This is a genomic window from Herbaspirillum sp. SJZ106 (assembly GCF_006715495.1).
In the GTDB taxonomy this organism is placed as follows: Bacteria; Pseudomonadota; Gammaproteobacteria; order Burkholderiales; family Burkholderiaceae_D; genus Herbaspirillum.
The window spans coordinates 860,528-874,202 of the sequence record NZ_VFNI01000002.1; the positions used below are offsets into that span (position 1 = coordinate 860,528).

14 protein-coding genes are annotated in these 13,675 nt (G+C 65.3%); 6 read left to right on the forward strand and 8 right to left on the reverse strand.

The features are described from left to right. Positions 1-125: 125 nt before the first annotated feature. The 3 genes from FB598_RS09125 (at position 126) to FB598_RS09135 (ending at position 2,421) form a co-directional block, all read left to right on the forward strand. The gene (locus FB598_RS09125; RefSeq protein WP_141913473.1) at positions 126-1,316 is read left to right on the forward strand and encodes a porin; all 1,191 of its coding nucleotides are present in this window, start codon (positions 126-128) and stop codon (positions 1,314-1,316) included. Between the two features lie 243 nt (positions 1,317-1,559). Beyond that, positions 1,560-1,994, forward strand: coding sequence for a YeeE/YedE family protein (locus tag FB598_RS09130; RefSeq protein WP_141913472.1), 435 nt, complete (start codon positions 1,560-1,562; stop codon positions 1,992-1,994). A 1-nt stretch (position 1,995) separates the two neighbouring features. Then, on the forward strand, positions 1,996-2,421 hold the full coding sequence (locus FB598_RS09135; RefSeq protein WP_141913471.1) for a DUF6691 family protein: 426 nt from the start codon (positions 1,996-1,998) through the stop codon (positions 2,419-2,421). A 112-nt stretch (positions 2,422-2,533) separates the two neighbouring features. Here the strand turns inward: FB598_RS09135 and groL are convergent, their stop codons facing one another. The 3 genes from groL to FB598_RS09150 all read right to left on the reverse strand — a co-directional run bounded on the left by groL (position 2,534) and on the right by FB598_RS09150 (position 5,789). Continuing rightward, a complete protein-coding gene (gene groL / locus FB598_RS09140; protein ID WP_141913470.1) occupies positions 2,534-4,183 on the reverse strand; it encodes a chaperonin GroEL in 1,650 nt (549 codons plus the stop codon). 113 nt (positions 4,184-4,296) lie between these two features. Beyond that, positions 4,297-4,587 carry a co-chaperone GroES gene (gene groES, locus FB598_RS09145; protein WP_008115200.1) on the reverse strand — a complete coding sequence of 97 codons (291 nt, stop codon included), beginning with the start codon at positions 4,585-4,587 and terminating at the stop codon, positions 4,297-4,299. Between the two features lie 260 nt (positions 4,588-4,847). Next, positions 4,848-5,789 (reverse strand): LysR family transcriptional regulator, encoded by a 942-nt coding sequence (locus tag FB598_RS09150; RefSeq protein WP_141913469.1) that lies wholly within the window; start codon positions 5,787-5,789, stop codon positions 4,848-4,850. Between the two features lie 162 nt (positions 5,790-5,951). Here FB598_RS09150 and FB598_RS09155 point away from each other — a divergent pair, with 162 nt between their 5' ends. From FB598_RS09155 to FB598_RS09165, 3 genes are all read left to right on the forward strand, one after another. Further along, entirely contained in the window at positions 5,952-7,409 is a 1,458-nt protein-coding gene (locus FB598_RS09155) for an MFS transporter (protein ID WP_141913468.1), read from the forward strand. A gap of 80 nt (positions 7,410-7,489) precedes the next feature. Further along, positions 7,490-8,500, forward strand: coding sequence for a helix-turn-helix domain-containing GNAT family N-acetyltransferase (locus FB598_RS09160; RefSeq protein WP_255515751.1), 1,011 nt, complete (start codon positions 7,490-7,492; stop codon positions 8,498-8,500). 61 nt (positions 8,501-8,561) lie between these two features. Continuing rightward, a complete protein-coding gene (locus tag FB598_RS09165) occupies positions 8,562-9,461 on the forward strand; it encodes a Rossmann-like and DUF2520 domain-containing protein (protein WP_141913467.1) in 900 nt (299 codons plus the stop codon). An 85-nt stretch (positions 9,462-9,546) separates the two neighbouring features. Here FB598_RS09165 and map read toward each other — a convergent pair whose 3' ends face one another. The 5 genes from map to FB598_RS09190 form a co-directional block, all read right to left on the reverse strand. Continuing rightward, entirely contained in the window at positions 9,547-10,344 is a 798-nt protein-coding gene (gene map, locus FB598_RS09170) for a type I methionyl aminopeptidase (protein ID WP_141913466.1), read from the reverse strand. Further along, entirely contained in the window at positions 10,341-10,649 is a 309-nt protein-coding gene (locus FB598_RS09175) for a ParD-like family protein (RefSeq protein ID WP_141913465.1), read from the reverse strand. Before FB598_RS09175 ends, map begins: the two co-directional genes overlap by 4 nt. 164 nt (positions 10,650-10,813) lie before the next feature. Next, positions 10,814-11,962 (reverse strand): galactonate dehydratase, encoded by a 1,149-nt coding sequence (gene dgoD, locus FB598_RS09180; protein WP_141913464.1) that lies wholly within the window; start codon positions 11,960-11,962, stop codon positions 10,814-10,816. 82 nt (positions 11,963-12,044) lie between these two features. Beyond that, positions 12,045-12,683, reverse strand: coding sequence for a 2-dehydro-3-deoxy-6-phosphogalactonate aldolase (locus tag FB598_RS09185; RefSeq protein WP_183405724.1), 639 nt, complete (start codon positions 12,681-12,683; stop codon positions 12,045-12,047). A gap of 26 nt (positions 12,684-12,709) precedes the next feature. Beyond that, the gene (locus tag FB598_RS09190) at positions 12,710-13,675 is read right to left on the reverse strand and encodes a 2-dehydro-3-deoxygalactonokinase (RefSeq protein ID WP_141913463.1); all 966 of its coding nucleotides are present in this window, start codon (positions 13,673-13,675) and stop codon (positions 12,710-12,712) included.

The window sequence follows — 13,675 nt, forward strand, 5'->3', positions numbered from 1 at the left end:
ATTTTGATTAAATAAATTAAGTCTTCTTGATGTTTCTTTCTGGAAGTCTGGGTGTCTTCCCTGTCTGGACAGGTAGCGGAACCACCAACAAACAAACAGCAATTCAACAACCTTTGGAGTTCCTCATGAGAAAGTCCCTCTTGGCACTGGCAGTGCTGGGCGCCTTCGCCGGCGTCGCACATGCGCAAAGCTCGGTCACCATCTACGGCATCATCGACGCCAGCCTGTCGTACAACAGCAAGGTGGCAACCACCGGTACCGGCAACGGCAACCGCACCGGCATCGACTCCGGTGCGATCAAGGGTTCGCGCATCGGCTTCAAGGGCAGCGAAGACCTGGGCGGCGGCTTGAAGGCGCTGTTCAACCTGGAAAACGGCTTCACGCTGGATAACGGCGCCGCCGCCCAAGGCAACACCCTGTTCGGCCGCACCGCCACCGTCGGCCTGTCGGGCAACTTCGGCGCCGTGCTGCTGGGCCGCCAGAAGGACTTCACCGACGACATCGCCGCCTTCACCTCGGTCAACGACTTCGGCGGCATGGTCAGCCAGGTCCACGCACGCGACCTGGACCGCACCAACGGCGAACGCGTCAACAACTCGATCCGCTATAACACCCCCAACGTCAACGGCTTCTACGGCAGCCTGATCTACGGCTTCGGCGAGCAGGCCGGCGAGAACACCTCCGGCCAGTCCTTCGGCATCGGCGGCGCCTACTCCAACGGCCCGTTCAATGTCGGCGTGTCGTACTTCCAGGCCAAGAAGGCCGGCACCGTAGCCTCCAGCGACGTCAACTCCAGCAACGCCACCACATGCACCAACGGCGCCGGTTCCTCGGGCGACACTTGCCTGAAGACCTGGACCCTGGCCACTTCCTACCAGTTCGGCCCGGCCAAGGTGTACGGTTCGTGGTCGCGCGTGAAGCTGCCGCTGGCCACCGGCGGTTCGGCTTCCTCGTTCTCCGCAGCGTCGGCCGCCAGCTATACGGCTGATTCCACCGGCCAATACCTGGTGGGCGGCGTCAACAACGAGAAGAACGACATCTTCGACGTCGGCGTCAACTACGGCCTGAGCCCTGCGCTGTCGCTGCTGGGCAGCGTGCAGTACACCCGCGCCGACTTCGTCAATGCGTCCAACGGCCGCCTGATCCAGTTGAACCTGGGGGCCAAGTACGCACTCTCCAAGCGCACCAGCCTGTACGCGATCTACCGCAACCTGCGCGCTTCCGACACCTACAGCCCGGGCGTGACCAACGGCCAGGCTCCTGGTTCGGACAGCAGCCAGAACGCGTTCAACGCCGGCATCATCCACAACTTCTGATGATGCGCGCGTGAGCGCGAGATGAGCCAGCCACGGCGCCGCCTCCACCTCCACCGCTGCAAGCGGATGCGGCGTCGTCGACGACTCCCTGTAGTATCCGCAGTGCCCGCAGCGCCCCAAGCTTTCCCCGGCGGATGGCCTGCACGGCCCGCGTTCCTTTTGGGACGCGGGCTTTTTGCGTTTTGGGCCACGGCTTGTGCGGCTTCCTATAATGTCAGTCTGATCCGACTCCGGGGACTTCCCATGCATATCGACTGGGCGCATTTCACGCCGGCATTCTCGCTGGCCGGCGGCATCGCCATCGGCCTGGCAGCGGCGGCCTTGATCCTGCTCAACGGCCGCATCGCCGGCATCAGCGGCATTCTCGGCGGCTGGTTGCGGGCGGGGGCCGGCGAACGCTCATGGCGCGCGGCCTTCATCGCCGGACTGGTAGCCGCGCCGCTGGCGGCAGCGGCCCTGGGCTGGCAGGCGCCGTTGCATATCGATGCCGGCTGGCCGGCGGTGATCGCGGCCGGATTCATGGTCGGACTGGGCACGCGCTATGCCGGCGGTTGCACTAGCGGCCATGGCGTGTGCGGGATATCGCGCGGGGCGCTGCGCTCCATTGTGGCGACGGTGACCTTCATGGCGGCGGGGTTCGTCACCGTGTTCGTGCTGCGGCATGTCCTGGGAGGCTGACATGCGTGCGCCTGCCATCCTCGTTTGCTTCGCCAGCGGCTTGCTGTTCGGGCTCGGCCTGATGCTGTCCGGCATGGCCGATCCGGCCAAGGTGCTGGGCTTCCTGGATCTCGCCGGCCACTGGGACCCCTCGCTGGCTTTCGTCATGATCGGCGCCATCGGCGTGGGCGTGTTCGCCTTCGCCGCGGCGCGCCGGCGCAAGTCGTCCTGGCTGGGTTTGCCCATGCAACTGCCCGCCGCTGCCGGCATCACGCCGCGCCTGCTGGCGGGCAGCGCGCTGTTCGGCATCGGCTGGGGCGTGGCCGGTTTTTGTCCGGGGCCGGCATTGGTGGCGCTGGGCATGGGGGAGGGCAAGGCGATCGCCTTCGTGCTGGCCATGCTGGCCGGGATGCTGGTCTTTGAATGGCTGGAAGCGCGCCGGCGTTAGAACAGAGTCAGTCGGGCCGTTGAAAACAAAAATCCCCGCAGCGTTGCCGCTGCGGGGATTTTTTTCGGTCGTCGGCCGCCGCACGGGGCGACGGCCAGCGGGCCGACGGCAATTACATCATGCCGTCCATACCGCCCATGCCGCCCATACCACCCATGCCGCCAGGCATACCGGCCGGCTTGTCTTCAGCCACTTCTGCCACCAGTGCGTCGGTGGTCAGGATCAGGCTGGCCACGGAGGCAGCGTTCTGCAGGGCCGAACGGGTCACCTTGGCCGGATCCAGCACGCCCAGTTCAACCAGGTCACCGTAGGTGCCGTTGGACGCGTTGTAGCCGAAGTTGCCGGTGCCTTCCAGCACCTTGTTGATGACCACCGAAGGTTCGTCGCCGGCGTTGAACACGATCTGGCGCAGCGGTTCTTCGATAGCGCGCAGGACGATCTTGATGCCGGCTTCCTGGTCAGGGGTGTCGCCCTTCAGGTTCTTGACGTTGGCGCGAGCGCGCAGCAGGGCCACGCCGCCGCCAGGCACGACGCCTTCTTCAACGGCTGCGCGGGTTGCGTGCAGCGCATCTTCGACGCGGGCCTTCTTTTCCTTCATTTCGACTTCGGTGGCAGCGCCAACCTTGATCAGTGCAACACCGCCGGCCAGCTTGGCCACGCGCTCTTGCAGCTTTTCACGGTCGTAGTCGGAAGTGGCTTCTTCGATTTGCGCGCGGATTTGCTTGACGCGTGCCTCGATGCCAGTCGCTTCGCCGGCGCCGTCGATGATGGTGGTGTTTTCCTTGCCGATTTCAACGCGCTTGGCTTGGCCCAGTTCAGCCAGGGTAGCCTTTTCCAGGGTCAGGCCGACTTCTTCGGCGATCACTTGGCCGCCGGTCAGGATGGCGATGTCTTCCAGCATGGCCTTGCGGCGGTCGCCGAAGCCAGGAGCCTTGACAGCTGCGGTCTTCAGGATGCCGCGGATGTTGTTGACCACCAGGGTTGCCAGCGCTTCGCCTTCGACATCTTCAGCGATGATCAGCAGCGGACGGCCAGCCTTGGCGACTTGTTCCAGCACCGGCAGCAGGTCGCGGATGTTGGAGACCTTCTTGTCGAACAGCAGGATGAACGGGTTGTCCAGGGCGACAACTTGCTTTTCCTGGTTGTTGATGAAGTACGGCGACAGGTAGCCGCGGTCGAATTGCATGCCTTCGACGATTTCCAGTTCGTTTTCCAGCGACTTGCCGTCTTCAACGGTGATCACGCCTTCCTTGCCGACCTTGTCCATGGCCTTGGCGATGATGTCGCCGATGTCCTGGTCGGAGTTGGCCGAGATCGAACCGACCTGGGCGATTTCCTTGCTGGTGGTGGTGGGCTTGGCCAGGTTCTTGACTTCGCCGACGATGGCGGTGACAGCCTTGTCGATGCCGCGCTTGAGGTCGGTCGGGTTGAAGCCTGCCGCAACGTACTTGAAGCCTTCGCGAACGATCGCCTGGGCCAGCACGGTAGCGGTGGTGGTGCCGTCACCGGCGTTGTCGGAGGTCTTGGAAGCGACTTCCTTGACCAGCTGGGCGCCCATGTTTTCCAGCTTGTCCTTCAGTTCGATTTCCTTGGCGACGGAAACGCCGTCCTTGGTCACGGTCGGGGCGCCGAAGCTGCGCTCCAGAACCACGTTACGGCCCTTGGGGCCCAGGGTCACCTTGACTGCGTTAGCCAGGATGTTGACGCCGTTGACGATCTTGGCGCGTGCTTCATCGCCGAAAATAACTTGCTTTGCTGCCATGTTGGATTCTCCAGAAATTCGGTTGAATTCGTTTCACCGTGGTGGCCGCCGCCTGGGCGGCCGGTGCATCTGCACTACCTGTGCGGCAGCCTGGCGGCTGCCCGGGCCGGGAATTACTTCTCGACGACGGCGAACAGGTCTTCTTCGCGCATGACCAGCAGTTCCTGGCCATCGATCTTCACAGCCTGGCCGGAATACTTGCCGAACAGGACGCGGTCGCCGACCTTCACGGCCAGTTGGCGAACCTTGCCGTCTTCCAGGATCTTGCCGTTGCCAACAGCCAGGACTTCACCCTGGTCAGGCTTTTCGGTCGCTGCATCAGGCAGAACGATACCGGAAGCGGTCTTGGTTTCCTGGTCGAGGCGCTTGACGATAACGCGATCGTGCAAAGGGCGAAGATTCATGAGAACTCCTTAAAATTCAATAAGTTGGTCTTGATTGCGGCAATGGCTGCAATGGTTTTCTTCCAAATGCAGCAAACGTCACCGCATGAAAAAGGGGTATCAGCCAGGGAGGATTGTTAGCACTCTCCCGTGACGAGTGCTAAGTATAGGGACGGAGGGGGGAATTTTCAAGGCGGGGTTGCTGACTTCGCCCCTCCAGCACCGAAAAATGCTGGCCGCAGGGAAGATGATGGAAGATAGAGTTGCCTGAAATCAATGACTTAGCCGGTTTCTGTGGATGACGGCCTGGCTTCAATTTGCTCCGACCGGGCTTCGCCGCATACCCGGCGCACCACCTCGCGCAACCACCGGTGCGCGGGATCGAGCTCCAGCCGCGGATGCCACATCTGCGAAATGGTGATCTTCCCGGTGGCCACCGGCAGTTCGAAGACGAAGGTGTTGACCAGGCGTTCGGCGGCCAGGTAGGAGGCCGGCACCAGCGCCACCAGGTCCGAGCCGCGTGCCACGGCCAGCGCGGCCGGGAAGCTCGGCACCATGGCCAGCACCTGGCGTTCCACGCCGGCCGCGGCCAGGGCTGCATCGACCGGTCCGTCGGTGCGCCCGTGCCGCGAAGCCGCGACATGGCCGAATTTGACGTAGCGCTGCAGACTCATCTTGCCTTTCGCCAGCGGGTGGCCGCTGCGTACCACGCCGACGAAGTGGTCGCGATACAGCGCCTGTATACGTACTTCCGGCCCCATGTCGCTGACTACGCCGATTTCCAGGTCAGCCGTTCCTTCCCTCAGATAGTTGGGACTCTTGTCGACCTTGGGCGCGAAATACAGCCGCACCAGCGGCGCTTCGGCATTGACCGCGCCGATCAGGCGCGCGCCCAGGGCTTCGACGAAGCCTTCGTTGGCGCGGATGGTGAAGGTGCGCCGCAGCGTCGCCAGGTCCGGCTCCGGCGCGGCCGGGCGCAGTACCGACCGCGCTTCGTGCACCACGTTGCGCGCGCGCTCGCGCAAGGCTTCGGCGCAGGGGGTGAGCACCATGCGGCGTCCGGCCCGCACCAGCAAGGGGTCGTCCGCTTCCGCGCGCAGCCGGGCCAGCGTGCGGCTCATGGCCGAGGCGCTCAGCCCCAGGCGGCGCGCGGCGCCGGCCACGCTTTCTTCGGTCAGCAAGGCATCCAGGGCGATGAGCAGGTTGAGGTCGGGTTCGGACATATGTTCCATCCTAAATATAAATGCAGTGTTTGCCGCCAAGCGCCAAACACTACACCAAGATATGGCGTTTGGTGCAGTTATCAGTTGCAATCGATGCGCCTTCCGCCATGCATGCCGTCTCGCTATAGTCTGTGCATCATTCTTTGAGCGGAGCAAGCGGACATGGAATTGTTTTCAGACCAGCCAGGCGATGAAGGGCTGCCGGGGGCCGAGCGCCGCCTGGCGATGATCGCCGTGATGATGGCTACCACGATGGCGGTGTTCGACGGCACCATCGTCAATGTGGCCTTGCCGCAAATCACCCGCGAGCTGGGGGCATCGGTGGGCACCGCCATCTGGGTGACCAACGGTTACCTGCTGGCCATGGCGATGACGTTGGCCACTTTCGCCTCGTTGTCCAGCCGGGTCGGTTTCCGGACCTTGTTCAGCGCCGGGCTGGCGGTGTTCACGCTGGCGTCGCTGGGCTGCGCCTTGTCGCCCACGGTGGAGGTGCTCATTGCCATGCGGGTGCTGCAGGGCTTGGGCGGCGCGGCCATGCTGAGCATCGCGCCGGCCATCCACCGCACGGTATTTCCGAACCGCCTGCTGGGGCGCATCCTCGGCCTCAATGCCGTGCTCATCGCCACCAGTACGGCGGTGGGGCCGGCCCTGGGCGGAACCCTGCTGGCGGCCCTGAGCTGGCAATGGCTGTTCGCCATCAATGTGCCGCTGGGACTGGCGGCGGTATGGTTGTCGCTGCGCGTGATACCGGGGGCCCGGGTGCGCACCGGCGAACCCTTCGATATGGCTGGCGCGGTACTGTCGGCCATCGCCATGGGCGCCATGATCCTGGCGGCGGAGGCCTGTGCGCAGTTGGCCCACGGCGCGCAGGCGGGCCAGGCCTTGCTGGGCGCCGTCGGGTTCGGGCTGGCCAGCGTGGTCGCGGCGGTGGCCTTCGTGCGGGTGCAGCGGCGTGCGCGGCAACCCTTGCTGCCGCTGGATATCTTTGCCTCGGTGCGGTTCTCGCTGGCGGCCCTGACCTCGCTGGCCTCGTTCGTGGGGCAGGGCATCGCCTTCGTCGCGTTGCCGTTCCTGTTCCAGAACGCGTATGGCTACAGCGCCTTCGAATCGGCCTTGCTGTTTACCCCATGGCCGATCGGCATCGTGCTGGTGGCGCCGCATGCCGGGCGTCTCGCCGACCGCCATTCGCCGGCCTTGCTGTCGACCGCCGGCCTGGCCTTGTTCACCGTCGGCCTGGCGCTGCTGGCCTTGCTGCCCGACCAGGCGCAGGCCTGGGACATCGGCTGGCGCGCGCTGGTCTGCGGCATGGGTTTCGGTTTCTTCCAGAGCCCCAACAACCGGGAAATGCTGGGCAATGTCTCGCGCGAGCGCAGCGGCAATGCCTCCGGCGTGCTGGCCATCATGCGTACCTTCGGCCAATGCATGGGCGCGGCCTTGCTGGGGATCGTGCTGTCGGTCTACACGGCCGCGGCGCTGTCGCAAGGCCATGCGCAGATGAATGCGGCCGAAGATGCGGTGGCGATCCGGGTGGCCTTATGGGTGGCCGTGGCGGCGACGGCGGTGGCGACCTTTGTCAGCATTAGCCGGATTCGCGCCGCGCGGAGCGCGCTCAGCGGCTGAACCGGAGGCGCCGCAAAAAGGAATTGCAATGGCTGCGTCCCGGGCATATAGTTGCAGCGTACAACTAATTGGGAAGCGACGTGGCCAGCAATCCTCAAATTGTCGAAGGCATCCGGGCGGCATCGCGCGCCTTGGTGCGCGAACTGGGCTTCATGGGCGGCGACTTCGCCGGCACCTCCCTGTCGCCTTCCGCCGTGCACACCCTGATCGAACTGGATCGCACGCCCGGCATGAGCGCCGGCGAACTGGGCGCCATGCTGCGCCTGGAAAAATCCAGCGTCAGCCGGATGCTGCACAAGCTGATTGCGGCGGGCGACATCGTCGAGGCCGTGGATGAGGCGGACGCCCGGGCCAAGAAACTCTACCTGACCGCAGCCGGCCAGGCCCGGGCGCGCGCAATCCATGCGTTCGGCCGGCGCCAGGTGAATACGGCCCTGGCCCGCCTGGGGCCCGGCGAAGACCAACTGGTGCTGGATGGCCTGCGCCTGTACGCCGGCGCCTTTGCCGACGATGCGGGATCGCCATCCGCGCCGCCATGCAAGATCGTACGCGGCTACCAGCCCGGCATCATCGCCAGGATCACGCAGATGCACGCCCTGTACTACGCGCGCACGGCCGGTTTTGGCCAGCATTTCGAGTCCGTGGTGGCCAAGGGGCTGGCCGAATTCTGCGACCGCCTGGCCAATCCCTCCAATGCCATCTGGGTCGCGATGCGAGGCGCACAGATGGTTGGTTCGATTGCCATCGATGGCGAAGACCTGGGCGGCAATATTGCCCACTTGCGCTGGTTCATCCTGGACGATACCGCGCGCGGCGCCGGCCTCGGCCGCCAGCTGCTGGCCGCGGCCCTGGCGCACGCCGACGAATGCCAGTTCGATGCAACGCACTTGTGGACGTTTTCCGGCCTGCAGGCCGCACGCCATCTCTATGAGGCGAATGGATTTTCGTGTGTTGAAGAGACCCCCGGCAGCCAGTGGGGGCGGGAGGTCATGGAACAGCGCTTCGTCAGGAAGCGCCCGCGGCATCCGTCGCCAGGCCTGAATGCGCTTTCCCCCGGAACGCGGGCAACACGGGACTCACAGCGGCGGTAGCCGTTGGCCCGGATATTTGTCTTTCATCCCCATCATCCGTTATCTGTTCCAGGAGCCAAACATGGACGCCAAGAGCATGCTTTCCCGCATCGGTTTCGTTGGCGCCGGCCGCGTGGCGCAGACCCTGGCAGGCGCATTCTCCGGCGCGGGTTATCCGGTCGTCGCGGTGAGCAGCCGCAGCGCGGCCAACCTGGCGGACTTTCGCGCGCGCTGCCCCGCTGCGCAAGTCATGGAGACGCCGCAGGAGGCGGCAGACAAATCGACCATCGTGTTCCTGACCGTGAGCGACGACGCCATCGCCCCGGTTTGCGCCGGTGTGCGGTGGCGGCCCGGTTGCGCAGTGGTGCATTGCTCCGGGGCCACCGAGGTCGCGGCCCTGGCCGCCGCTGCGGATGCCGGGGCATGGGTTGGCGGCTTTCATCCGATGCAGATGTTCGCCAATCCGGACGTCGCGCTGGCGGGGCTGCCGGGATGCACTGTCGGTATCGAGGCGCAAGGCCCGCTGTTGGAGGCGCTGCGGCAGTTGGCGCAAGCCATTGGCTGCGTGCCGTTTTCCCTGCCGGCCGGGGTACGTCCGCTTTACCATGCGTCGGCCTATTACGTCGGCCCGTTCCTGATCGCGCTGCTCAAGGAAGGCGCCGAACTCTGGGCGCGCTTTGGCGCCACCGAACGACAAGCCATGGAGGCCATGCTGCCCCTGTTGCGGGGCACCGTGGCGGCGGCGATGGATGGGGGGCTGGCGCGCGGAATGGGCGGCTGCGTGGCGCGCGGCGACATCGGGACGATCCGGAAGCATCTCGATGCGCTTGAGAGCATCGACCTGGCGATGGCCAATCTGTACCGGGAGCTGGCCGTGCGCAACATCCCGCTGGCCGTGCAGCGCGGAACGCTGCCGCCGTCCCGGGCTGCGGAAATCGCGGCGTTATTGCAGGGTGCGCCGGCCCAGGAGCCGGCGGCATGATCTTCCTTCAAGCTTGGGTATCCTTGGAGGGAAACGGGCCGCCAGCCGGCATTTCAACGCCGGCTTTGCGGAAGTTGCTTGCGCCTCAGGTGCGCAAGGCCATCTCCGGATAGCTGCCGAAACCATCCGGCCACGGCGTCAGGATTTCATAGCCGCTGGCAGTCACGACGATCATATGCTCCCACTGCGCCGACAGCGATCCGTCGGCGGTGATCACGGTCCAGCCGTCGTCAAGCTGGCGGGTATGGCGTTTGCCGGCGTTGAGCATCGGTTCGATGGTGAAGATCATGCCTTCCTTCAGCGGCAGGCCGGTGCCGCGCTGGCCGTAATGCAGCACCTGCGGTTCGTCGTGGTAGACGGTGCCGATGCCGTGGCCGCAATATTCGCGCACCACCGAGAAGCCGTCGCGCTGCGCCACCGACTGGATCGCGTGGCCGACGTCGCCCAGCGTGGCGCCGGGGCGCACCGCCATGATGCCGGCGCACATCGCCTCATAGGTGGTCTCGACCAGTTTCTTGGCGGCGGCGCTCGGCTGGCCGACGAAATACATGCGGCTGCAGTCGCCGTACCAGCCATCCTTGATCACGGTCACGTCGATGTTGATGATGTCGCCATCCTGCAGTGTCTGGCGCGAAGGGATGCCGTGGCAGATCACCTCGTTGACCGAGCTGCAGATGGTCTTGGGAAAGCCGTGGTAGCCGATGTTGGCGGGCTTGGCCTTTTGCACCTTGACGATATGGTCGTGGCAGATGCGGTCCAGCTCGTCGGTCGTGACGCCGGCCTTCACATGTTCGGCCACCACTTGCAGCACTTCGGCCGCCAGTTTCCCGGCCGCGCGCGCCTGGGCGATTTCGGCGGGGCCGCGCAGTTTTACTTTTCTCATGCGTACTCTTTCCCTGTCTTGCGGGGCGCCACGGGCGCGTCCTTTCCTTTTGCCTTGTCCTGGCCTGCCGGGGCGCGCCCGGCATCGGCCAGTTCCCGTATCGAGAGCACGCCGCCATGCTCGCGCGCCAACTGGTCGCGCACCAGCATTTGCGAGATCTCGCTGTGGGTCAGCCCGGGGTGCAGTTCCGAGAGCATGCCCAGCAGCATCCAGTGCTCGGCCTGGGCGTTGATGGAGCGGTTCAGGGCGCTGCTGGCGATGCGCACGTTATCGTGCATCTGGTCCGATATCTTGACGATTCCCATGGTGCAGTGAATATATGTTGTGTATACGTTTCGTATATTCTAGCCGTTTCGCGGGATTTTCGCAGGATATTTGCACGCGGTGCATTTGCAATATAAAAAAGCCCGGCCGACAAAGTCGGAACCGGGCTTGAAGGTACTACCGAGGAGAGGTTACCGGACGCGCGTCACCATTCGGCGAAGCTGCCGTCCTTGTGGCGCCAGATCGGGTTGCGCCAGCGGTGGCCGACTTCGGCGCGCTGGCGCACGTAGTCTTCGTTGATCTCGATGCCCAGGCCCGGGCCTTGCGGGATCTTGACGTAGCCGTCTTCGTAGGCGAACACGTCCTTGTCCTTGATGTAGTCGAGCAGGTCGTTGCTTTCGTTGTAGTGGATGCCCAGGCTCTGTTCCTGGATGAAGGCGTTGTAGCTGCCGGCGTCGACCTGCAGGCAGGCGGCCAGGGCGATCGGGCCGAGCGGGCAGTGCAGGGCCAGCGCCACGTCGTAGGCTTCGGCCATGGCGGCGATCTTGCGCGTTTCGGTGATGCCGCCGGCGTGCGAGACGTCGGGCTGGATGATGTCCACATAGCCTTCGGACAGGATGCGCTTGAAGTCCCAGCGCGAATACAGGCGCTCGCCCAGCGCGATCGGGGTCGAGGTCAGGTGGGCGATTTCCTTGAGCGCTTCGGCGTTTTCCGACAAGACCGGCTCTTCGATGAACATCAGCTTGTACGGCTCCAGCTCCTTGACCAGCACCTTGGCCATGGGCTTGTGCACGCGGCCGTGAAAGTCCACGCCGATGCCGATGTTGGGGCCGACCGCTTCGCGCACCGCCTGCACGTTGGCCAGCGTCAGTTCGATCTTGTCATGGCTGTCGATGAATTGCAGTTCTTCGGTGCCGTTCATCTTGACCGCGGTAAAGCCGCGTGCCACGGCGTTCTTTGCCGCCTCGGCGGTGACCGAGGGGCGGTCGCCGCCGATCCACGAATACACGCGGATAGAGTCGCGCACCGCGCCGCCCAGCAATTGGTGCACCGGCACCCCGAGCGCCTTGCCCTTGATGTCCCACAAGGCCTGGTCGATGCCGGCCAGCGCGCTCATGTGGATGGCGCCGCCGCGGTAGAAGCCGCCGCGGTAGAGGATGGTCCAGTGGTCTTCGATATTGCGCGGATCCTTGCCGACCAGGTAGTCGGCGAGTTCATCGACTGTCGCCGCCACGCTGTGCGCGCGGCCTTCGACCACCGGTTCGCCCCAGCCGACGATGCCCTCGTCGGTCTCGATCTTCAGGAAGCACCAGCGCGGCGGGACGATGAAGGTGCTGATCTTGGTGATTTTCATTGCTTTGTCCGTTCAGGGTAAATCTGCCAAGGCCGCTTCCGAGCGGCCAGGTCGTTGAAGTAATGGCGAGGCGCGCAATGCCTCAGGCCAGCGCCTGCCAGGCGGCGGTGAAGGTTTGCGCGCGCTGGCGCACCTCGTCGGCCGACAGGCCCGGCGAGTACAGCGCCGAACCCAGGCCGAAGCCGGAAGCGCCGGCTTCGCGGAACGCGCCCATGCCGTGCGGCGCGATGCCGCCGACCGGCAGCAGCGCAATCTCGCGCGGCACCACGGCGCGCCAGGCCTTGACCACCTGCGGGCCGAGCTGCTCGGCCGGGAACATCTTGAGCACGTCGGCGCCGGCGGCCAATGCGGCGAAGGCTTCGGTCACGGTCGCCACGCCCGGCGCGCAATACAGGCCTGCGCTTTTGGCCGCGCCGATCACCGCGCCGTCGCTGTGCGGCATGACGATCAGTTCGCCGCCCGCGGCCTTGACCTGTTCCACCTGCGCCGGCTTCAGCACGGTGCCGGCGCCGACGATGCAGTCGGCCGGCAGGCTGCGGCGCAAGGCGGCGATGCTGGCCAGCGGCTCGGGGGAGTTGAGCGGCACTTCGATGATGCGAAAGCCGCTTTCATACAGTGCCGCGCCGATGGCTTCGGCCTCGGTGTGGCGCACGCCGCGCAGGATGGCGATCAGGCCGGTGCGGCGCAGGTTGTCTTCGAGTAGCTGGGGATGGCTGTTCATGTTGTCCTTGTTGATGCGGATGGGCTTCAGCCGACCAGGCCGGCATGCTGCGCCAGTATCCACAGGCCGGCTTCGGTGGCCTGTTCGGCTTCGCTGACCGGTCCCATGCCGTACAGCTCCAGCGCCAGCCGGTAGCGGCGGCACAGGGCCGGGTCGCCGATCAGGCCGATGCGTTGCGGATGATGGCTGGCCATGTCCTTGAGCGCGGCGATCTCGTGGCCGATCAGGAGGCCTGACAGGTAGTCGGGCTGCGCTTGCGGTTCCAGTTCGCCGGTCAGCCCGAGCGTGCGGCAGCTGAAGATGTTGGAGAGCACGCCGGCCAGGCCTTCGGCGCTTTGCGCCACCCGGGCGCCGCGCATGAAGGCGGCATCGTCGGGCACGTCGGGCTTGTGCATGGTGCGGCCGAGGATGGTATGCGCCGACAGTGCGCCATAGACTTCGCCGGTCATGAAGGTATCGAAGTGCTGGATGCGGCCATGGGTGACGCGCACCCATTTCGAATGCGTGCCGGGCAGGCCGATCAGCAGCTCGTCATCGCGCCATTGTTGCAGCGCGCCGATGACCTGGGTTTCTTCCCCGCGCATCACATTGGGCAGCGCCGATACCTGCAGCAGGCCGGGCACGATGTAAAGCGGGCGCGCCAGGCCGGTGTCGATGCGCAGCAGCTTGCGGCCGATGCGGTCGGGCGCCAGCGGCACGGTCAGGTAAGGCGCTTCGCGCCAGCCCTGCTTGCTGCCCACCATGCCGGCGGCGATCAGCGGCGCATCCGGCGCGGCCGCCATCCAGTCGCCGCAGGCCGCTTCCAGTGCACTGCGAAAGGCCAGCGCGGGATTGGCCGCGGCGCCCTCCACCACCGGCAGGTTCATGATGCCCCAGGGATGGCCGCGGCGTTCGGCCACGCTGCCGTGCGCATCGAAACGGTAGCAGCGCAGCGAAGACGTGCCCCAGTCCAGCGCGATCAGGGCGCAGTCGTTCTCGGTTGGCTTGCTCAT